At 67.2% G+C, this 20,653-nt stretch carries 19 protein-coding genes; 6 read left to right on the forward strand and 13 right to left on the reverse strand.

The genetic code is table 11. The annotated features are described in order from the left end of the window. Positions 1-20: 20 nt before the first annotated feature. On the reverse strand, positions 21-668 hold the full coding sequence (locus tag JE033_RS01715) for a LysE family translocator (RefSeq protein ID WP_200329066.1): 648 nt from the start codon (positions 666-668) through the stop codon (positions 21-23). A 106-nt stretch (positions 669-774) separates the two neighbouring features. Then, entirely contained in the window at positions 775-1,809 is a 1,035-nt protein-coding gene (locus tag JE033_RS01720) for an alcohol dehydrogenase catalytic domain-containing protein (protein ID WP_200329068.1), read from the reverse strand. Positions 1,810-1,992: 183 nt separating this feature from the next. On the opposite strand from JE033_RS01720, the gene JE033_RS01725 reads away from it, so the two are divergent. Next, positions 1,993-2,916, forward strand: coding sequence for a helix-turn-helix domain-containing protein (locus JE033_RS01725; RefSeq protein ID WP_200329070.1), 924 nt, complete (start codon positions 1,993-1,995; stop codon positions 2,914-2,916). Continuing rightward, on the forward strand, positions 2,913-3,494 hold the full coding sequence (locus JE033_RS01730) for a DapH/DapD/GlmU-related protein (RefSeq protein ID WP_090148659.1): 582 nt from the start codon (positions 2,913-2,915) through the stop codon (positions 3,492-3,494). Before JE033_RS01725 ends, JE033_RS01730 begins: the two co-directional genes overlap by 4 nt. Before the next feature lie 46 nt (positions 3,495-3,540). On the opposite strand, the gene JE033_RS01735 is transcribed toward JE033_RS01730, so the two are convergent. From JE033_RS01735 to JE033_RS01745, 3 genes are all read right to left on the reverse strand, one after another. Beyond that, positions 3,541-3,960 (reverse strand): arsenate reductase ArsC, encoded by a 420-nt coding sequence (locus JE033_RS01735; protein WP_090148656.1) that lies wholly within the window; start codon positions 3,958-3,960, stop codon positions 3,541-3,543. A gap of 105 nt (positions 3,961-4,065) precedes the next feature. Next, positions 4,066-4,479, reverse strand: a complete 414-nt coding sequence (locus tag JE033_RS01740; protein WP_200329072.1) for a Rid family hydrolase — start codon at positions 4,477-4,479, stop codon at positions 4,066-4,068. 56 nt (positions 4,480-4,535) lie between these two features. After that, positions 4,536-5,177 (reverse strand): phosphatase PAP2 family protein, encoded by a 642-nt coding sequence (locus JE033_RS01745; RefSeq protein ID WP_200329074.1) that lies wholly within the window; start codon positions 5,175-5,177, stop codon positions 4,536-4,538. A gap of 285 nt (positions 5,178-5,462) precedes the next feature. Between JE033_RS01745 and JE033_RS01750 the strand changes: the two genes are divergently transcribed. Next, on the forward strand, positions 5,463-6,623 hold the full coding sequence (locus JE033_RS01750) for a Cmx/CmrA family chloramphenicol efflux MFS transporter (RefSeq protein ID WP_200329076.1): 1,161 nt from the start codon (positions 5,463-5,465) through the stop codon (positions 6,621-6,623). On the opposite strand, the gene JE033_RS01755 is transcribed toward JE033_RS01750, so the two are convergent. The 3 genes from JE033_RS01755 to JE033_RS01765 form a co-directional block, all read right to left on the reverse strand. Continuing rightward, positions 6,620-8,320 (reverse strand): AarF/UbiB family protein, encoded by a 1,701-nt coding sequence (locus JE033_RS01755; protein ID WP_200329078.1) that lies wholly within the window; start codon positions 8,318-8,320, stop codon positions 6,620-6,622. The genes JE033_RS01750 and JE033_RS01755 overlap by 4 nt on opposite strands. A gap of 5 nt (positions 8,321-8,325) precedes the next feature. Next, complete coding sequence (locus JE033_RS01760) at positions 8,326-8,871, reverse strand: PadR family transcriptional regulator (protein WP_090148643.1); 546 nt, start codon at positions 8,869-8,871, stop codon at positions 8,326-8,328. 95 nt (positions 8,872-8,966) lie between these two features. Beyond that, a complete protein-coding gene (locus JE033_RS01765) occupies positions 8,967-9,992 on the reverse strand; it encodes a Ku protein (protein ID WP_200329080.1) in 1,026 nt (341 codons plus the stop codon). Positions 9,993-10,061: 69 nt separating this feature from the next. Between JE033_RS01765 and JE033_RS01770 the strand changes: the two genes are divergently transcribed. Together JE033_RS01770 and JE033_RS01775 are read left to right on the forward strand one after the other, a co-directional pair. Then, positions 10,062-12,548 carry an ATP-dependent DNA ligase gene (locus tag JE033_RS01770; RefSeq protein WP_200329082.1) on the forward strand — a complete coding sequence of 829 codons (2,487 nt, stop codon included), beginning with the start codon at positions 10,062-10,064 and terminating at the stop codon, positions 12,546-12,548. Positions 12,549-12,559: 11 nt separating this feature from the next. Beyond that, positions 12,560-13,099 carry a YaeQ family protein gene (locus JE033_RS01775; protein WP_200329084.1) on the forward strand — a complete coding sequence of 180 codons (540 nt, stop codon included), beginning with the start codon at positions 12,560-12,562 and terminating at the stop codon, positions 13,097-13,099. A gap of 15 nt (positions 13,100-13,114) precedes the next feature. On the opposite strand, the gene JE033_RS01780 is transcribed toward JE033_RS01775, so the two are convergent. Then, complete coding sequence (locus JE033_RS01780; protein ID WP_336661947.1) at positions 13,115-13,684, reverse strand: DUF308 domain-containing protein; 570 nt, start codon at positions 13,682-13,684, stop codon at positions 13,115-13,117. A 177-nt stretch (positions 13,685-13,861) separates the two neighbouring features. On the opposite strand from JE033_RS01780, the gene JE033_RS01785 reads away from it, so the two are divergent. Continuing rightward, on the forward strand, positions 13,862-14,512 hold the full coding sequence (locus JE033_RS01785; protein WP_370567933.1) for a DNA-3-methyladenine glycosylase: 651 nt from the start codon (positions 13,862-13,864) through the stop codon (positions 14,510-14,512). Here the strand turns inward: JE033_RS01785 and JE033_RS01790 are convergent. The 4 genes from JE033_RS01790 to carB form a co-directional block, all read right to left on the reverse strand. Beyond that, entirely contained in the window at positions 14,509-15,510 is a 1,002-nt protein-coding gene (locus JE033_RS01790) for a DMT family transporter (protein WP_336661945.1), read from the reverse strand. The genes JE033_RS01785 and JE033_RS01790 overlap by 4 nt on opposite strands. A 27-nt stretch (positions 15,511-15,537) precedes the next feature. Next, the gene (gene gmk, locus JE033_RS01795) at positions 15,538-16,422 is read right to left on the reverse strand and encodes a guanylate kinase (RefSeq protein ID WP_200330954.1); all 885 of its coding nucleotides are present in this window, start codon (positions 16,420-16,422) and stop codon (positions 15,538-15,540) included. Positions 16,423-16,493: 71 nt separating this feature from the next. After that, a complete protein-coding gene (gene pyrF, locus JE033_RS01800; RefSeq protein WP_200329089.1) occupies positions 16,494-17,363 on the reverse strand; it encodes an orotidine-5'-phosphate decarboxylase in 870 nt (289 codons plus the stop codon). Next, positions 17,360-20,650: a carbamoyl-phosphate synthase large subunit gene (carB, locus tag JE033_RS01805; RefSeq protein WP_090148625.1), complete on the reverse strand. Its 3,291-nt coding sequence runs from the start codon at positions 20,648-20,650 to the stop codon at positions 17,360-17,362. The genes pyrF and carB overlap by 4 nt, the downstream gene beginning before the upstream one ends. Between the last annotated feature and the right edge of the window lie 3 nt (positions 20,651-20,653).

A 20,653-nucleotide genomic window follows, 5' to 3' on the forward strand; every position in this document is an offset into this window, starting at 1 on the left:
GGCGAAACCCGGCGGGCGGGCTACGGTGCGGCGGCGGGGGCCGGGGCGTCGATCGCGAGCTTCACGCCGATGGCTCCCAGCAGGGTACCCGTGACCCATTTCTGCCATCGCATCCACGTGGGCTTGCGCTGCAGGAACGTGGCGACTGAGCCGGCGGCGACGATGATCGCGCCGTTGATCGCGACGCCGACGAGAATCTGGATCGCGCCGAGCTGGAAGCCCTGTGCGACGATGCTGCCCGCGCTGGGGTCGATGAACTGCGGGATGAGCGCGAGGTAGAGGATCGCGACCTTCGGGTTGAGGAGGTTCGTCAGCAGACCCATGCGGAAGAGTTTGCCGAATGAATCGCGTGGCAGGTCTGCGGTCTCGAACAGGGATCTGCCTCCCGGGCGAATCGTCTGGAAGGCGAGCCAGAGCAGGTACGCGGCTCCGGCGACCTTCAGCGCGATGAACAACCAGGGAACGACGAAGAACACTGCGGCCAACCCGAGATTCGCCATCATCATGTAGGCCACGAAGCCGACGGCAGTCCCCGAGAGCGACATCATCCCGGCACGCCAACCCTGGCTGATGCTGCGAGAGACCAGGTACATCATGTTCGGTCCGGGGGTCAGTGCAAGCCCGAGCTCGACGAGAGCCATTCCGGCAGCTGCCGACAGCGAGATCATGCGCGATCCTCTCGTGACTCGGGCTGGGCGAGCGTTTCCTCCGTGCCGCACCGCGCCCAGTCTCCCATTCCCGAGCATGGGTCGCACGGGGACGGGGATATTTGCCTCACGGCCGGATGAGCACCTTCAGCGCCTCGCGCGAGTCCATCAGGCGGTACGCTTCGGCGATCTCATCGAGAGGCAGTTCCCGATCGAAGACTCTGCCGGGATCGATGGTCCCATCGAGAACCTGCGGGAGCGCCGCCTCGATATACGCCCGGACGGTCGCGGGCCCGCCCGTCAATGTCGCATTCTTGCCGAACAACGATCTGAAGCCCACGGGCGCTTCTTCGTATTGGGGGACGCCGACGCGGGAGATCGTGCCGCCTGGGCGCACCACGCCGTACGCCTGCTCATACGCCGGCATGTGGCCGACGGCTTCGAGGACGACGTGCGCGCCCTCCCCGCCCGTGATCTCGATCACCCGTGCGATGCCCTCTGCTCCCCGTTCCGCGACGATGTGCGTCGCGCCGAACTCGCGCCCGAGGGCGGTGCGGTCTTCGTGCCTGCCCATGAGGATGATCGTCGCTGCTCCCATGAGACGGGATGCGAGCACCGCGGAGAGACCGACGGCGCCGTCGCCGATGACGACGACCGTGTGTCCCGTCGCGACTCCGCCGGTGCGAGCGGCGTGGTACCCCGTGAGGTACACGTCGGAGAGCGTCAGCAGTGACGGCATCAGCGATTCTTCCGTCCCTTCGGGGATGACGACCGCGGTGCCGTCAGCTTGAGGAACGAGCAGCTTCTCCGCCTGCGTCGCCGAGGGTGCGCCGTCGAAGAAGCCGCCGTGCAGGCACGAGGTGGTCACGCCGTCGCGGCAGAAGGTACAGGTGTTGTCTGACCAGGCGAACGGGACGATCACCGTGTCGCCCACCCGCACATGTTCGACCGACGATCCGACCTGCTCGACAACGCCGATCGCCTCGTGCCCCATCCGCCGCCCGCCGGGGGTCTCCTCCAGAGAGTGATACGGATGGAGATCGGATCCGCACACGCAGGCATAGGTCACCCGGATGATGGCGTCGGTCGGGCGTTGCAGCGTGGGTTCGGGAACTTCGACGACACGGACGTCGCCGGCACTGAACATCAGGGTGGCTCGCATGAGCGGTCCTCTCGTGTGGGTGGTGAGGCGGGGTGAGGCGGGGTGCGGCTGCGCCGCAGTCGCGGATGAGTCGTTGTGCAGCAGTGCCAGTGAAGCCTGCTCTCCGCCGCGGGGGAAGGCCCTGGCGAGAGGTGTACTACTGGTGCATCCTTCACTGCCTCCGGGCGTCCTACTGTGGACGGTATGGACAACAAGGCCGAAGTGCGCGAGTTCCTCATGTCGCGGCGTGCACGCCTCTCACCTGCGGATGTCGGGCTGACGGCTGGGTCGAATCGGCGAGTCGCCGGGCTTCGCCGGTCCGAAGTGGCGATGCTCGCCGATGTGAGCGTCGAGTACTACGCGAAGCTCGAACGTGGAGATATCGCCGGCGCGTCCTCCGCCGTGCTGGAGTCACTCGCCGAAGCCCTGCTTCTGGATGCCACTGAACGCAGGCATCTCCTCGATCTCGCCCGGACGGCCGACGGCATTCCGGCGTCAGGGCGCCCGCGCAGGCACACCGCCGCGCAGCAACCCACCCGCCTCGCGCTCCAGCGCACGCTCGACGCGATCACCGGCGGCCCCGCTTTCATCCGCGACCGTCACCAGAACCTCATCGCGACGAACGACTTCGGCGCAGCGTTCTACTCACCTGTGATCGGAACCGGCGGGCGAACTCCGAATCTGGCGCGCTTCCAGTTCCTCGACCCGGCATCGCGCGACTTCTATCCGGACTGGGACCTGTTCGCACAGATGTGTGTCGGGATCATGCGCGTCGAGGCCGGCCGCGACCCGCATGATCGAGCTCTGCAGGACCTGGTCGGAGAACTCTCCACGCGGAGCGAGGCCTTCGCCCAGCTCTGGTCGAGGCACGACGTACGCACCCATGGGAGCGGCAGCAAACGCTTCCACCATCCGCTCGTCGGCGAGCTCACACTGCTCTACGAAGAGCTCGCGGTCACCTCCGACGAGGGCCTCAGCCTCATCGTCTACACCGCAGAACCGGGGTCGGCTTCCGATGATCGGCTGCAACTCCTCTCGAATTGGAACGCCGTCCCTCCCGCTCCCCAAACGCCCAGCGACGCAGACGCCGGGCAGAGACCTGCTCACTGGTCTGGAGACCCCGAATGAATCTGAACGAACTCCTCAACGCGCTCGATTCGGGCGAGATCATCGCCGGCGGTTCGCCCGGGCACGCGGCCATGCATGAGGCCAGTCAAGCGTCCCTCCGCATCGCAGGTGAGCTCAATACCGGCTACCACCCTCCAGCGCGGGTGAGAGCGCTGCTTGCCGAGCTGACCGGATCGCCCATCGACGAAACCGTGACGCTCTTTCCGCCGTTCACCGCTGATTTCGGCAGGAACATCAGGCTCGGCAAACGCGTGTTCATCAACTCGGGCTGCCGTTTTCAGGACCAGGGCGGGATTTCGATCGGAGATGACTGCCTGATCGGTCACAACGTCGTCATCGCGACCCTGCAGCATGACGTGGCGCCCAGTCGACGCAGCGATCTGATCCCGTCGCCCGTCATCATCGGGAGGAACGTGTGGTTGGGTGCCAACGTCACGGTCCTTCCAGGGGTCTCGATCGGCGACGATTCCGTCATCGGCGCCGGTTCTGTGGTAACCGCCGACGTGCCCGCGGGAGTCATCGCCCTGGGCTCCCCCGCGCGCGTCGTTCGTGCCGTCGACGAGTACGTGCAGGGGTAGCGGGTGCCGGTCGCGCGAGCTCCGTTGGCAGTGCTGCTGTGCAGCGCTACCGCTCGTTGGGGAGGAGTTCGGCGATGAGGGTTTCGATCCGTGCGCGGATCTCATCCCGAATCGGGCGCACCGCCTCGATTCCGCGACCTGCGGGATCGTCGAGCTGCCAATCCTCATAGCGCTTGCCCGGAAAGATCGGACACGCGTCCCCGCAGCCCATGGTGATCACGACATCGGATTCCTGCACCGCTTCGGGGGTCAGCACCTTCGGAGTCGCCGTCGACATGTCGACACCGACTTCACTCATCGCCGCAACAGCCGCCGGGTTGATGGAGTCGGCGGGCGCAGACCCAGCCGATCTCACCTCGATGCGCCCGCGCGCGAGGTGATCGAGGAAGGCGGCCGCCATCTGAGATCGCCCGGCGTTGTGCACGCACACGAACAGAACGGATGGCTTCGCTGGGGTGTGAATCATGCTGGCGCCTTCGGTCGAGTGGAGGTGGGAGACGGCGGAGCATACGCTCGGCGCGCGTCGTTCAAGGCGTCTTCGGTCTCCGCCGGTGCGGTACCGAGGAGACGATCAGGATCCGTCCTGAACTGCCGCGACCGCTTCGATCTCGACGAGCTGATCGTCGTAGCCCAGAACGGTCACGCCGAGAAGAGTGCTCGGAACATCATGGTCTCCGAATGCGTCACGGACGACTTCCCACGCCGCGACCAGGTCGGACTGCTGCGCCGAAGCGACCAGGACGCGAGTGCTGATCACGTCTCGAGTATCTGCACCGGCCTCGGCGAGCGCGACCTGCATGTTCTCGATGCACTTGGCGGCCTGCGCCGCAACGTCACCGATCCCTGCCGTCGTTCCGTCCGCCTGCAACGGGCAGGAACCCGCGAGGAAGATCAATCGGGCATCTGCCGGTGCGGTCGCGGCGTATGCGTACTCAGCGGCATCGGAGAGCGAGGAGGATCGGATCAGGGTAACTGCTCGGGGCACGCCAGACCTTTCGGGTGGGAGACGGTTCGACCCATCTTCGCAGGTCTGAGCACTCGTCAGCGAACGGCGAAACGCCGATGCGCGATGCGCGCACGGGCGCCCCGCAGGAGTGACCACGCCCCGAGGCTGCACGCCGGTACGACAATCCCGACCAGGGCGCCAGCGGCAACGTCGTGCAGGTAGTGGACGCCCTCGAGAAGGCGCCCGGCTGAGACCACCGCGGCTATCGCTATCGCACTCAAGGCGCTGCTCACGCTGACGCTTGCCACCGCTATCACCCATACGGCGGCGAATGCGAGGGTCGCGTGGTTCGACGGGAAGGAGTAGTCGGTGACCTGGCACTCGCCCACGCTCATCCATCTCGTGCAGGGACGCGCTTGAGCGAACACGAGCTTGAGCAGCTCGCTCCCCGCGTATGCTGCCATCACTCCGGCCGCGCTCGCGACCACTGCACCGCGAGACGCCGGTCGCTTCATCCACGCCAACGCCATCGCACCTGCGGTCGCGGCGGCCAGAACTGCAAGTGCGGCGTCTGAGACGAACGTTGCCCCTGGGAGTGACGCACCCGCTTCAGCTGCCGTTCGGGTGACGACGACGCTGAGGCTCTCTCCGGATGTCGGGATCAGCAGTACGCATCCGGCAAGAACGGCCGTCAAGAGTATCGGAAGGATCGGTGTGCGAGCGGGCAAGGAGTGCATCACTCCACTGTCTTCGACGAGACGCTGGCAGGCATCGGTCCCGGGTGCCATGACAGTGGCACCCGCGTACCGGTTTCTGCAACCGCGCCTGGTTCATCGCATGTAGAGTCTGAGACATGTCGAGCCCGAAATCGGATGAGTCGGGGGTTGCCGGTCACACCGCCAGCCCCGTGCACCACGAATAACGACGCCGACGCTGCGCGCAGGTGCATGTCTGCTCGACCCCGGGGTGCTGGCCGCGGTGACAAGAAGCCCATTTCTTGATCCCTCACCTCGGAGTCTTCATTGCCGTTCGCTCTCTACATGCTCGCCCTGGCCATCTTCGTCATGGGCACCTCAGAATTCATGCTGGCGGGGTTGCTCCCCGCCATTGCGACTGATCTCGACATCCCGGTCGGCACTGCTGGCCTCCTGACCTCCGCGTTCGCAGTCGGGATGGTGATCGGCGCGCCGCTGATGGCAGCCCTCGCTCGCCGCTGGCCGCCTCGACTCACCCTGCTCGTCTGCCTCCTCACCTTCGCCACGTGCCATGTCGTCGGAGCGTTGACGCCGCACTTCTCGCTGCTTGTGCTCACCCGAGTACTCAGCGCGCTCGCCAACGCTGGCTTTCTCGCCGTGGCGCTGGGCGCGGCTGCCGCGCTGGTGCCGAAGCATCGCACCGGACGCGCCGTATCGATCCTGCTCTCCGGTACAACGATCGCGACTGTGGCCGGAGTCCCCGCCGGAGCTCTGCTCGGCGCGGCACTGGGCTGGCGTGCGACGTTCTGGGCGGTCGCCATCCTCTGCGCTCCCGCGGCCGTGGGGGTCGCGCGAGGGATCGCGAATCGCCCGCCGCAGCCCACCGCTGCGTCGATCTCGCCCAGCCTCCGGGCGGAGCTCGCCCTGCTGTCGACGCCGCGACTCCTGCTGCCCATGGTGCTCGGGGCGTTGATCAATGGTGCGACGTTTGCGGTGTTCACGTTCCTCGCACCCCTGGTGACGGAGACGGCGCAGCTGTCCGAGATCTGGGTTCCCGTCACCCTCGTGATGTTCGGCATCGGATCGTTCATCGGGGTCGTGACCGCTGGACGCTTCTCGGATCAGCGCCCCCGCGCCGTCCTCGCCATCGGCGGGCCGCTGCTGGTGATCGGGTGGGTCGCCATGGCATCGATGGCCACGCTCCCGGTGGTGCTGGTGTCTCTCGTGCTCGCGCAGGGGGCGCTCTCGTTCGCGGTCGGCAGTACGGTCATCGCGCGCGTTCTCTCCGCGGCCGCGCAAGCGCCGACGATGGGCGGCGCGTACGCGACTGCAGCGCTGAATATCGGTGCCGCAACGGGACCGATACTCGGCGGCGCTGCGCTCGCGGCAGGGACGGGCGCGCTTGGTCCCGTATGGATCGCCATGGCGCTGACCGGCAGCGCCCTCGGCATCGCCCTGCTGTGGACGCGCGGCCGCTTCGACCTCTAGCGCCGCCTGAACCCGTTTCCGATCATCCATGCGAGCGGCACAATCGATGCGAAGAGGAGAACCGTGCTCAGCGCAGCGTCGGCGTCGCGGATCAGCGCACCGCTGATGAGGACTGACCCGAACAGTATGGCGGGCGTCTGGCTCCGGCCGGTCGTTCCGACGCGGGTCAAGCGCTGTTCGAGCTGCGGCGCGCGTATTTCGAGGTCGCCACTGTCGATCCGGTCGAGTGTGGTACCGATTCTCGAGGGGAGCAGCATGAAGGCGCGTGCTGCGTCCAGCGCACGACTCGCAGCATCCGCGATGACGTTGCCGCGCTCCTCACGGATGAGCTGTTGCGCGTAGGGCTCGATGGCATCCCAGAGATTGAACTTCGGGTCGAGGGTGCTGCAGACGCCCGACGTGAGCGAGATCGCTCGGATGATGAGCAGAAAGTTCTCGGGCAGCTGGAACGGGAGCGTGCGGATCACATCGCTGAACTGATGGCCGAAGTCACGGAACTCGCGCGGGTCGACATCTCGGAGTTCGGCGAACCCCATGCCTCCGAATCGCGCGAACAGCTGCGTCATGGCCCGCTCGAGCTCGGAGGCGTCGGCGTTGGGCAGCAGCACCCCCACCTCGCGCATCGCTGCCACAAGTCCGCGACCGTCTCTCGTCGCAGCTGCGATCAGCAGTGATCGCAGAGCGCCGCGGGTTCCCGCTGGCACTTCGCCCATCATGCCGAAATCGATGAACGTCAGTCGCCACTCCCCCGGCTCAGCGTCATCTCGCGGTGTGACGAAGACGTTGCCCGGGTGCGGGTCGGCGTGGAAGAAGGCATGCGTGAATAGCTGATCGAACATCACCGTCGCGAACCGCAGCGCGACGTCGTGCGGTTCGATGCCGGCCGCTCTGAGCGCGTCGACATCTGAGATCTTGATCGCAGAAACATCTTCGAGCGTGAGCACGCGTCGGCTCGTCCGCTCCCAGACGACTTCGGGAACGGCGACGCCGTCGTGCGCCGCGAAGTTCTGACGGAAGCGCTCAGCATTGGCGGCCTCCTGCAGGTAGTCGATCTCCTCGAGACTCGTCACTGCGAACTCTTCGACGAGCGCCGGCATATCGACCCGGCGGGAGACCAGCCGCACGTGACTCAGCCACCGACCGACTTTGCGGAGCGCCGCGAGGTCGACCGCGACGATGCCGTCGATCCCGGGACGCTGCACTTTGAGCACGGCTCGGGAGAATCCAACGTCGGCTGCGAGGGCGGGGGCGAGGATCGCGGCGTGGGCCTGGCCGAGCGAAGCTGCGGCGAGCGGCGCGGATTCGACCTCCGCGAACACTGTCGCGAGCGGCACGCCGAGCTCCCGCTCCGCGAGATCGCGGATGTCTGCGAACGCCTCGGCAGGCACCTCGTCTTGCAGTCCCTCCAGCTCAGCCGTGATCTCGGGCGGAAGAACGTCGAGCCGAGACGACATGAACTGACCCACCTTGATCATGAGTCCGCCGAGCTCCACGGCGAGGCCGTGGAATGCCCGGGCGAACCGCCGCATGCGGCGCGGGCGCGTGCGCTCGGTGATCCGCTGCAAGCCGAGCCGCGGGAGCACCAGCTCGTACCACCACGCGTGAGCGAGATGCCGCGATGCGAAGCGGAGGATGCGTCGATAGCGGACCTGATCGATCTCGGTCGGAAGGTCGCCGCTCGAGGCCTCGAACGACACCCCGCTCAGCCCTGGGCGAGGATGCTGTACAGGCGTCGACGCGTCTCTTCGAGCGCCTCGACCGCTTCGGAGATCTGTTCCGTGCTCCCCGATCGACCGACCTGGGCCGCCGCCTGCGCCAGTTCGAATCCTGCTTGCGCGAGGGCTCCGTGGCGCTTGGGGGCGCTCTCCGAAGCCGTGTCCCACGGAGCTTTCGCCTCGCCTGCGGCCACGGCTTCTCCACCCGCGTCCGTGAGCGCGTACGTCTTGCGACCGTTCGACTCCTCTGCGGAGATGAGGCCTTCATCGGCGAGCATCTGCAACGTCGGGTACACCGATCCAGCGCTCGGCTTCCAGGAGCCGCCGCTGCGCTGCTCGATCTCGCGGATGATCTGGTAGCCGTGCATCGGTTCCTCGGCGAGCAGCGACAGCACTGCGGCGCGCACGTCACCGCGCGCCATGCGTGACCCAGCGCGCTTCTCGAACCCGGTGCGGAGCTGATCCATCGCCTCCCACAGCGACTCCCCCGGTGATCCAGAGCCGAATCCGAATGAGTTGAATGACTGATGCATGGCGTCCTCCGTGTCTGTCGTGCGACGTTCGTGAGCGATAGTCAACAACATACGCCGACATGCTGAACGATACATGTCAAGCTGCACACCGCGGGCTACGCCGCATCGCGCTTGGGCGACTTCCGTTGCGACGTGCGCTTCTTCGGGGCGCTCTTTCTCTCGGTCCGCTTCTTCGCCGTGGTCTGCTTTCCAGTCGTGGCCTTGCTCTCGCTCCGCTTCGGCGTCGCCTTCCTCGTCGTCTTCTTCGCCCCACCGCCGGCTTTCGCACCGGCACCGGCCGCCCCACCACTCGATTTCGCGCCGGCCGCCCCGCCGCGTCCGCGCTTCTTCGACGCCCGTGAGCGCTGCACGCTCTCCTTCAGCGCGGCCATGAGGTCGATGACCTCCGCGTCGCTCCCCTCGTCGTCCTCAGAAGCGCCGAACGTGGCATCGGTATCCAGCGCGTCTCCCTCGGCCAGCTTCGCCTGGACGAGTTTTCGCAGCTCTTCCTGATACTCATCGTGAAAGTCGGTGGCGTCGAAGTCTCCTGAGAAGCTCTTCACGAGCGCTGCAGACAGCTGCAGCTCTTTCGCCGTGATGCGGACCCGCTCGTCGAGCTCGGGGAACTCGGCTTCTCGAACCTCATCGGGCCAGAGCAGATTCTGCACGACGAGCACATCGTCGCGGACTCGGAGAGCGGCGATGCGGGTCTTCTGACGCAGCGCGAACTGCACGATCGCAGTGCGATCGGTCTGCTCGAGCGTGCGCCGCAGGAGCACGTAGGCCTTCGACGACTTTCCGGCGGGTCTCAGAAAGTAGCTCTTCTCGAACATGATGGGGTCGAGCTGGTCGGTGGGTACGAACTCGACGACCGAGATCTCGCGGTTGCGCTCCTGCGGGATCGCGTCGAGCTCGTCCTTCGTCAGGACCACCGTCTCATCGTCCTCGACGTAGGCGCGATTGATATCGGCGTACTCGACGGTCTCGCCGCATACCTCGCAGCGCCGTTGATAGCGGATGCGCCCGCCGTCACGCGCGTGCACCTGGTGCAGTTCCACGTCGTGATCCTCGGTCGCACTGAACAGTTTCACCGGAACATTGACGAGCCCGAAGGTGATCGCCCCGGTCCATATGGCTCTCATACGTACAGTAGAGCCGAATCGAGTGTCAACGGGCTACGCCTTGTGCCTCGGCGGAGGAATGCTGTAGCCATGGCCGCTGCACAGCACACCGTGCGCATCGACGGGCGCTCGATTCGGTTGTCGAACCTCGACAAGGTGCTGTATCCGGCGAGCGGCACGACGAAGGGCGAAGTGCTCGGGTACGTCAGCGCGATCGCGGAGACGATGATCCCTCACTGCCGCGACCGCGCGGCGACGCGCAAGCGATGGCCGGACGGCGTGGGCGAGAACGGCGACGCCGGCAGCTTCTTCCAGAAAGACATCGGCGAAGACGCTCCCTCCTGGGTGGCGACTGGCAGCATCGATCATCGGGACCACCGCAACGCGTATCCGCTCGTGAACGACGAATCGACGCTCGTCTGGCTGACCCAGCTCGCAGCACTTGAGATCCATGTGCCCCAGTGGAGATTCACCTCGACTTCCTCCGCTCCGCGCGGCGAAGGGCCGAGCACCCGGAGCGACCCCGACCGCATGGTGCTCGATCTCGATCCCGGCCCGGGAGTCGATCTGCGGCAGTGCGCACGGGTGGCTGTTCTCGCCCGCGACATCCTCGCCGGGATGGGGCTCGATGCGGTGCCCGTCACCAGCGGCAGCAAAGGAATACACGTGTACGCGCCGCTGGATGGCACGCAGACCTCGGAGGATGTCTCCGCCGTGGCGCGCGAGCTCGCGCGCGCGCTCGAGAAGGATCATCCCGATGAGATCATCAGCAGCATGAAGCGGGACCTGCGCCGCGGCAAGGTCTTCGTCGATTGGAGTCAGAACAACGCCAATAAGACCACGATCGCACCGTATTCGCTCCGCGGGCGCGCCCGGCCCATGGTCGCCGCGCCGCGCACGTGGCGCGAGCTCGCGTCGCCGCACCTGCGCCACCTCGACTTCCGGGAGGTGCTCGATCGCGTCGAACGGCGGGGCGACCCGCTGGCGGACCTCACCCGGTCGAGTTCCTCGGTGCGCACATCCGAGCGTCTCGAGCTGTACCGTTCGAAACGAGACGCGAAGCGCACACCTGAACCCGTACCGGAAGCGGTGCGCCGAGGCGAGCGGCAGGAGCGCGCAGCACGCGGCGACACCGGGGACGACGCCGGTGCATCGGTCTTCGTCATCCAGCGTCACGAGGCCAGGCGCCTGCACTTCGACTTCCGCCTCGAGCACGACGGCGTGCTGGTGAGCTGGGCGCTCCCGAAGGGAGTGCCGACCGACCCGAAGCAGAACCACCTCGCGGTGCCGACCGAGGATCATCCGATGGAGTACCGGCACTTCGAAGGCACGATCCCGAAAGGCGAGTACGGGGCGGGCACCGTTCGAATCTGGGACTCCGGAACCTTCGTCCTCGAGAAGTGGCGAGACGACGAAGTGATCGCGACCCTCACTGGCACTGCGGCGACGGGCATCGGCGGTACGCGCACCTACGTGCTGTTCCGCACGCAACTCGATCCCCCGCAGTGGATGATCCATCGGAAGGCAGACACCGGATCGGCGAAACCCCGTCCGACGCAGCGTCGCGCCCCCGTCAGCGCCCCGCTGCCCACCGCGGTGCATCCCATGCTCGCCACGCGATCCTCTGCCGCCGAACTCGACCGCCTCGACGCCGACGACTGGTCGTTCGAGATGAAGTGGGACGGGATGCGGGCCATCGTCACGATCGATGGCGGTGACGTGACCATCACCAGCCGTTCCGGACGGGCCGTCACCGAGAGCTTTCCGGAGCTCCTCGCGGTCGCCGACACCGTCGGGGCCGACTCAGCCGTCATCGACGGAGAAATCGTGGCTCTGGGCACCAGCGGGGCGCCGAGTTTCTCGAAACTGCAGGAGCGCATGGGCCTGACGGGCGCTCGCGAGATCGCAAGGGCGCGGCGCTCGGCGCCGACGCGGTATCTCGCCTTCGACGTGCTCGCGATCAACGGCACCGACTGCCGCGCGCTCCCCTACGAGGCGCGTCGTGAACTGCTCATCGACGCGCTCGGCCCCGAACCCGATGCCGCGGAGGACCAGGCTGACGCCGTCGTCGTGTCGGTACCGCCGGCGTTCGACGGGGACGCAGGCGCTGCGCTTCGCGCGAGCGAGCAGTTCGGCCTCGAGGGTGTCATCGCGAAACGACGTTCGAGCCCGTACCGGACCGCGACGAGATCGCAGGACTGGCTCAAGGTGCCGCTCTTCGAGACCGCCGAGGTCGTCGTCATCGGGTGGCGGGAGAGCGAAGCCGACCCGACGGGCTTCGCGTCGCTCCTCATCGCCGTTCCGGAAGCGGGGGGTCTGCAGTACGCCGGCCGCGTCGCGAGTGGATTCACCGCCGCCGAGCGTCGCCGCGCGCGACGGCGGCTCGAGACGAGCGAACGACGGGACCCCGCGATCGACGTGCCGGGCGACGCTCGCCGCGAAGCGCACTGGGTCGCACCGGAGTCCGTCGGAGAGGTGACCTACAGGGAGCGCACGCCCGAGGGACGTCTCCGTCACGCGGTCTGGCGAGGATGGCGGCACGACCGCGACGCATCGGAGTTCGTCGCCGACCCGTAGACTCGTACGTTATGGCAATGGGATCGACGATGCACACGTTCGAGGTGGACCTGGCCGACGTGGATCGGAGCGTCTACGAGCAGTTCACACTCCGCGTCGCGCGGCATCCCTCTGAGACCGAGTCATTCATGATGACGCGCATCCTGGCGTACTGCATGGAGTACACCGAAGGGATCGTATTCGGCGGTGGCGTGTCGACCACCGACGAACCGGCGGTGCTCGTGCGGGATCTCACGGGTGCGCTTTCCACTTGGATCGAGGTCGGAGCGCCCGACGCCGCGCGTGTGCACGGCGGGAGCAAATCGGCGGAGCGCGCGGTCGTCTACACGCATCGCGATCCCGAGAAGGTGCTTGCGAACTGGCGAGGCAAGACCATCCATCGAGGCGATGCGATCGATCTCTTCGCCGTGGACCCCGCCCTCGTCTCCGAATCGGTCTCGGCGCTCGAACGACGGAACACGCTGACGGTGTCGCGCACCGAGGGCCAGGTGTATCTCGACCTGAACGGTGTGAACATCGCAGGATCCATCGTGGCGCACCGCCTCGAATAGACGACTCCCGCGCGCTCAGATGATGATCGTCGCGGAGCCCGGGTCGACCCGTCTCGGCTTCGACGCACCCCAGATGACGGCGACGCCGACAGCGGTCAGCACGATTCCGCCGACGACCGCAGCGATCGAGAGCGCCACGCCCGGCCAGATCAGCGCGAGAACGCCGCCGACGACGAGCACGGCGCCGGGCACGATGCCGATGCTCGGGCGACTCCGCGCGAACTTCATTCCGACGGCGAGCCAGAGCGCTCCGAAGGCGATCATGCCGAACCCGGCGAAACTGACGAGCGCGCGGGCCGTGGCGCCGGTGAAGGCCATCGCGACCACGCCCGCGACGATCAGCAGAATGCCGCCGATCGTGCCGCCGCGGGCGAGCAGGACCGCACCATTGGCGATCAGAGCGGATCCGAAGAGCACGACGAGGATCCAGCTCGCCGAGAAGAAGGGCCAGACGACGAGGCCGAGCCCGATGAGCGCCACGATCGCACCGATCGCGATGACCGTTCCCTTCGGAGAGGCGCGGCGGGCGCTGCCCGGCCCGCTCGAACCTGCGCCCATCGGCACTGGCATGTGGGGCTGGGACACGGAGACCTCCGAGATCGACTGAGTGTGTGAGCGGGCGGCCACCGGAGCTCGTGCCGGAACCGCACCCATCACTCCACTGTACGTCGCCCGCCTTCGGATTCTCCAGGCATATCGTCGGTGATCGCCAGCGGCGTAGGCCGTCGCGCAGCGGGACGCGGCAACGGCAGAATGGTGATGATGATTCGTGAAGACTTCTCCCGGCCGGCCCTCGAGGTCGCCCCGCAGGTGCTCGGCGCCCGGCTGAGCGCGCACTCCGCCGACGGTTCGGTGACGATTCGAATCACCGAGGTGGAGGCGTATCACGGTTCGGGAATGCCTGGAGTGCACGATGTCGGTTCGCACGCGAGAAACGGGCGCACGGAGCGCAACGCTTCGATGTTCGGCCCACCGGCGCACGCGTATGTGTACTTCAGCTACGGCATGCACTTCGCGCTGAACCTCGTGTGCTCTCCGGAGGGCATGGCCTCCGGAGTGCTCGTGCGCGCCGGGGAAGTCGTCGCCGGCGCGCAACTCGCCGCGCAGCGACGCACAGCCCGACGACCGGGAGCGGAGATTCGACCCGTGCATCTCGCACGCGGACCGGGCAATGTCGCCCAGGCGCTCGGCATTCGCCGTGAGTCGCACGACGGCCTGCAGCTCTTCGCAGACCCGTTCAGCCTCGAACTCCCCGAGCACCCGGCACCCGAGATAGCCGCCGGACCGCGCGTCGGCGTCGCCGGCGATGCCGGCGGTCCTGACTTCCCCTGGCGATTCTGGCTTCCCGGGGACCCCACCGTCTCCGCGTTTCGACCGGGCAGAGGCGCGCCGAAACCGACGAGACCGCTCTAGCGCGTCTCGTCCGGGTCGGGCTTCACCAGTGCTGCGAGCGCTGACGCGCCGGTCTGGGGGTGGAACTTCGCGAGCCCGACGACGCCGATGATGGCCACGGCACCGGATGCGATGAACGCGACGATGGCCCAGCCTGGCGCCCCGGCCGCTTCGTCGAGCACGACGATGCCGATGAGCACTGCGACGATCGGATCGATCACCGTGAGTCCCGCGACGACGAGATCGGGCGGCCCGGATGAGTAGGCGTTCTGCACGAAGACGAGGCCCAGCAGCGCACCCGCGAGCAGGGCGGCCACGCAGGCCCAGGTGAGCCATTCGAACTCGCCCTGCTGCAGCCGTCCGATCACGGACTTCGCGAATGTCGCCACGAATCCGTAGAGCACCCCGGCTCCCACGATGTAGATGAGCGCGACGCCTCGGTGGCGGAAGATGATGGTGAGCACGGCGATGACCCCGAACACCACCCCGAATGTGATGAGGATCTCGATGAGCTTGCTGTCGGTCACGGGCTGATCCGAGGCAGTGAAGGCCGCGATGCTCACGAAGACGACGATGCCGAGCACGGCGAGGCCGATCGACGATTTCACGCGCTTCCCGAGCTTCACGCCGCTGACGCGCGAATTGAGGATCGATGTGATCACGAGCCCGACCACGCCGATGGGCTGCACGATGATCAGCGGGGAAAGCGAGAGCGATCCGATCTGGAACACGACCGCGAGGCCGAGCAGGAGGGTTCCGACGACCCAGGACGGGCGTCGGAGGAGGCTCGCGACGTGATGCAACGACAGCCCCGCGCCGGCGCTCTGCCCGGTGATCCGCTCGACCTTGTTCAGACCGCGCGACTGATACTGCGCTCCGAATGCGAGCAGTGCGGCACCGACGAGGGCGAGCGGAATGCCGATGAACTGCCTCGGGTCGAGCGAGGTCATTTCGGAGACTGCGTCGGTGAGACCGAGACCCCCCATGTGCCGGGCGATGTCAATCAGGCTCGAATGCACAGGTCCACCCTAGCGCTTGCGCGTCGGTTATCCGTCGTCGCCGCGCATCAGTTCGACGAGACGCGCCGCAGCGCGCGGCACTTCGTCGTTGACGATCACCTCGTCGAACTCGTCGGCCGCGGCGAGCTCCACCTTCGCGGTTTCGAGGCGCCGCTCTCGCTCCGCCTCGTCTTCGGTGCCGCGCCCCACCAGACGCTCGACGAGCTCGTCCCAGCTGGGAGGAGCGAGAAACACGAGTCGAGCTTCGGGCATGCTCGCGCGCACCTGTCGCGCCCCCTGCAGATCGATCTCGAGCAGCATGAGCGCTCCGCGCTCGGCGGCTTCGAGCACCGGTCGCCGCGGGGTGCCGTACCGCGACTGATTGTGCACCGTCGCCCACTCGAGCAGTTCGTCTGCGGCGAGCATCCGATCGAAGCCTTCGTCATCGACGAAGAAGTAGTGCCTGCCGTGCTCCTCGCCCGGGCGGGGAGCACGCGTCGTCGCGGAGACGGAGAGCTGCACCTCTGGGTAGTGCTCGCGAATGTAGGTGGCGACGGTCCCCTTGCCGACCGCCGTCGGCCCCGCGAGCACGGTCAGCGGTGGCCTGGGCCCGATGCGGCCGCTGCCCGTGCGTTCCCGCACGAACGACTCGAGACGGTCGCGCTGCAGTTTGCCGAGGCCTCCGAGCCGCTTGCGTTCGGAGATGCCCAGTTCTTCCCGCACCCGTTCGGCTTTGACCGAGCCGATGGCCGGGAACGACAGCAGGAAATCGGTGATGCGCAGCGACGCAGCCGGTGTGTCGGGGAGGCGGGATTGCTCGAGCACGCGGAACGGCGAGACCTCGCCCGAACGCAGTCGCCGTTTCAAGTCGGCACGCGCCTGTCGTGCTGCGATCGCAGCACGGTTCGCCGCCACACGATCCACCTCTGGCATCGTCCGAGCAGTCGTCACCGTGTCACTCCCTCGTCGTCTCCATGTGCGTCCAGTGCGCAATGCGTCATAGCCTAGGCCGGTTCGCCGCTCAATGCGAAGCGAACCGCTGCTGCACGCTCGCGAATCCGCTCGCTCAGCCCGTTCGGCCCCCCGTTCAGTATGCTGCGCGACTCGTTTGCGAGGAGCGCGTGCCCGATGCCCCCGAAGATGGCGCCGGCTTCTTCGATACGTGCCCCCTGATGCCCGAATCCGGGTGCGAGGACGGGGAGCGCCGGTCCCGTTGGGCGCTCAGCCGTATCGATTCCGAACGCTGCGAGATCGAGCGTCGCGCCGAGCACGACGCCGACACTGCCCACTCCCCCTTCGCCGCAGTGCGCTGCGTTCCAAGCCGTCGCGTCTTCCACCATGGCCGCAGCGACGCTGCGACCATCGGCGCGTCGGGCCTGCTGCACCTCAGCCGCCTCCGCGTTCGAGGTGGCTGCGAGCACGAACAGGCCCTTCCCGTCGCGCTCCACGCGTTCGAGCGCCGACGTGAGCGTCCCGAACCCCTGATACGCGACCACCGTCATGGCGTCCGCCTCGAGCGGCGACCCCGGTGCCAGCCAGGCGTCGCCGTACGCCGCGAAGCTCGAGCCGATGTCGCCGCGCTTCACGTCGGCCACCACGAGCAGGCCGGCGGCTCGCGCGTCCTCGAATACGCGCTCGAGTGCCGCGAACCCCGCGGAGCCGAAGCGCTCGAAGAACGCGATCTGCGGCTTCACGCAGGCGGCGACGCCGGCGGCTGCCGCAACGACGTCGCGCCCCATGCGCTCGGCGCCTGCGGCGTCGTCACCGACTCCCCAGTCAGCGAGCAGCGGGCCGTGCGGGTCGATGCCGGCGCACAGGTGCCGGCCCGCGGCGAACTCCGCCGCGAGCCGGTCCCCGAACGAACGGTGCGTCATCGAGCGGCCAGAGCGGCGTCGCGGTCGATCTGGTACTCCTGCAGCGACTTCACATCGAACCCGCTCCGCTGCGCGGAGATCGCCCCGACCGCAGCTGAGAGCTCCGAGACGGTGGTGAAGATCGGCTTGTCCGCCGCCACCGCCGCCGCACGGATCTCATACCCGTCGGCCCGGGCTGAGCTGCCCGACGGCGTATTGATGATCATGTCGATCTCGCCGCGGTTGATGAGATCGACGATCGTGTCGCCCTCGGCGACCGCGCTGTGCTTGCGCACGACCTCAGAGGCGATGCCGTTGCGGCCGAGCACCACCTGGGTGCCCTGCGTGGCCAGGATGCGGTAGCCGAGCTCCTGCAGTCGGAGCGCTGGCAGCACGATCGAGCGCTTGTCACGATCGGCGACCGAGAGGAACACCGTCCCGCTCTCGGGCAGCGCACTGCCCGCAGCGGCCTGGCTCTTCGCGAACGCGGTCGGGAAGTCGCGGTCCATGCCCATGACCTCTCCCGTCGAGCGCATCTCGGGTCCGAGCAGCGAATCGACCACCAGTCCCTCGTGCGTGCGGAAGCGCTTGAACGGCAGCACCGCCTCCTTGACCGCGATGGGCGCGTCGATGGGCGCGCGCGAACCGTCGCGCTCCGGCAGCAGGCCCGATTCGATCAGTTCGGCGATCGTCTCGCCGGCCATGACCCGCGAAGCGGCCTTCGCCAGCGGAATGCCGAGCGCCTTCGAGACGAAGGGCACGGTGCGCGATGCGCGCGGGTTCGCCTCGAGCACATACAGCACGCCCTGGCCGATGGCGAACTGCACGTTGAGCAGCCCGCGCACGCCGATCCCCTCGGCGATGCCGAGCGTCGCCTCGCGCACGCGCGCGATCTGGTCGTGGCCGAGCGTCACGGGAGGCAGCGTGCAGCTGGAGTCTCCCGAGTGCACGCCGGCCTCCTCGATGTGCTCCATCACACCGCCGACGTACAGTTGCTCGCCGTCGAAGAGCGCGTCGACATCGATCTCGATCGCGTCGTCCAAAAACCGATCCACGAGCAGCGGGTGGCCCGGTCCCACGAGCGCGTGGCCCTCGATGCGGCCGAAGTACCCGCGAAGCGATTCGGTGTCGTACACGATCTCCATGCCGCGGCCGCCGAGCACGAACGACGGGCGCACGAGCACGGGGTACCCGATCTCCTCGGCGATGCGGATCGCCCCCTCCTCGTCGATCGCGGTGCCGTTGCGCGGCGCGAGCAGACCGGCGCGGTCGAGGATGCGGGAGAACGCGCCGCGCTCCTCCGCGAGATCGATCGCTTCGGGGGTCGTGCCGAGGATCGGGATCCCCGCGTCCTTGAGCGGCTGCGCGAGACCCAGCGCCGTCTGGCCCCCGAGCTGCACGACGACGCCGAGCAGCTCTCCGGACGCCTGCTCGGCGTGGATGACCTCGAGCACGTCCTCGAGCGTCAGCGGCTCGAAGTAGAGGCGATCCGAGGTGTCGTAGTCGGTCGACACGGTCTCGGGATTGCAGTTGATCATGATCGTCTCGTACCCGGCTTCGGAGAGCGCGAACGAGGCGTGCACGCAGGAGTAGTCGAACTCGACCCCCTGCCCGATGCGGTTGGGCCCAGAGCCGAGAATGACGATCTTCTTGCGATCGCTCGCCGCGACCTCGGTCTCGAAGTCGTAGGACGAGTAGTGATACGGCGTCAGCGCGGGGAACTCGCCCGCGCAGGTATCGACGGTCTTGAACACGGGGCGCAGTCCGAGTCCATGGCGCAGGCCTCGGATTTCCGACTCGGAGACACCGCGAAGCGACGCGATCTGCACATCGGAGAAGCCGTGATCCTTCGCCTCTCGCAGCACGTCGAGTGTGAGCTGCGGTGAGCGCTGCACCATCTCGGCGACCTCGTTGATCAGCTGGATCTGGTCGAGGAACCAGGGATCGATCGAGGTCGACTCGAAGACCTGCTCGATGGTCGCGCCGAGCCGCAGCGCCTGCTGCACGTCGACGATGCGGCCGTCGGTCGGGCGCTTGATCGTCTCGAGAATGTCATCGACGGGGCGCGACTCATCCCCCCAGTGGAACGAGGAACCGCGCTTCTCCAGCGAGCGCAGCGACTTCTGCAGCGCCGTGGTGAAGTTGCGGCCGATCGCCATGGACTCGCCCACCGACTTCATGGTCGTCGTGAGAGTGTCGTCGGCGGCCGGGAACTTCTCGAATGCGAAGCGCGGCGTCTTCACCACGACGTAGTCGATCGACGGCTCGAAACTCGCCGGCGTCTTCTGCGTGATGTCGTTCGGGATCTCGTCGAGACGGTACCCGAGGGCGAGCTTCGCGGCGATCTTCGCGATCGGGAATCCCGTGGCCTTCGACGCGAGCGCCGAGGAGCGGGAGACGCGCGGGTTCATCTCGATGACGATGATGCGGCCCGTCGCGGGGTCGACGGCGTACTGGATGTTGCAGCCGCCGGTGTCGACGCCGACACGACGGATGATGTCGATGCCGATGTCCCGCAGCTTCTGGTACTCCCGGTCGGTCAGCGTGAGCGCGGGTGCGACGGTGATCGAGTCGCCCGTGTGCACGCCCACGGCATCGACGTTCTCGATGGAGCACACGACGACCGTGTTGTCGGCCGTATCGCGCATGAGCTCGAGCTCGTACTCCTTCCAGCCGAGGATCGACTCTTCGAGCAGCACCTCGCTGGTGGGGCTGTAGTGCAGGCCGTCGCCCGCGATGCGGATGAGGTCCTCTTCGGTGTAGGCGAACCCTGAGCCGAGGCCGCCCATCGTGTACGACGGGCGCACGACCAGCGGGTACCCGAGATCCTTCGCGAACTCCTTCGCTTCTTCGAGCGTGTGCGCGATGTGGGAGCGCGCAACCTCTGCCCCAGACTCGATGACGAGGTCCTTGAAGATCTGCCGATCCTCACCGCGCTGGATCGCCTCGACCTTCGCCCCGATGAGTTCGACGCCGTGCTTCTCGAGGATCCCGAGATCGTGCAACTGTATCGCGGCGTTGAGCGCGGTCTGGCCGCCGAGCGTCGGCAGGATCGCGTCGGGGCGCTCCTTGATGATGATCGATTCGATCACCTCAGGAGTGATGGGCTCCACGTAGGTGGCATCGGCGAAGTCGGGGTCCGTCATGATCGTCGCCGGGTTCGAGTTCACGAGGATGACGCGCACGCCCTCCTCGCGGAGCACGCGGCAGGCCTGGGTGCCGGAGTAGTCGAACTCGACCGCCTGACCGATGACGATCGGGCCTGAGCCGATGACGAGTACTGAGTTGATGTCTGAACGCTTGGGCATCGG

It is taken from the genome of Leucobacter sp. L43, from assembly GCF_016597785.1.
GTDB lineage: Bacteria > Actinomycetota > Actinomycetes > Actinomycetales > Microbacteriaceae > Leucobacter > Leucobacter alluvii.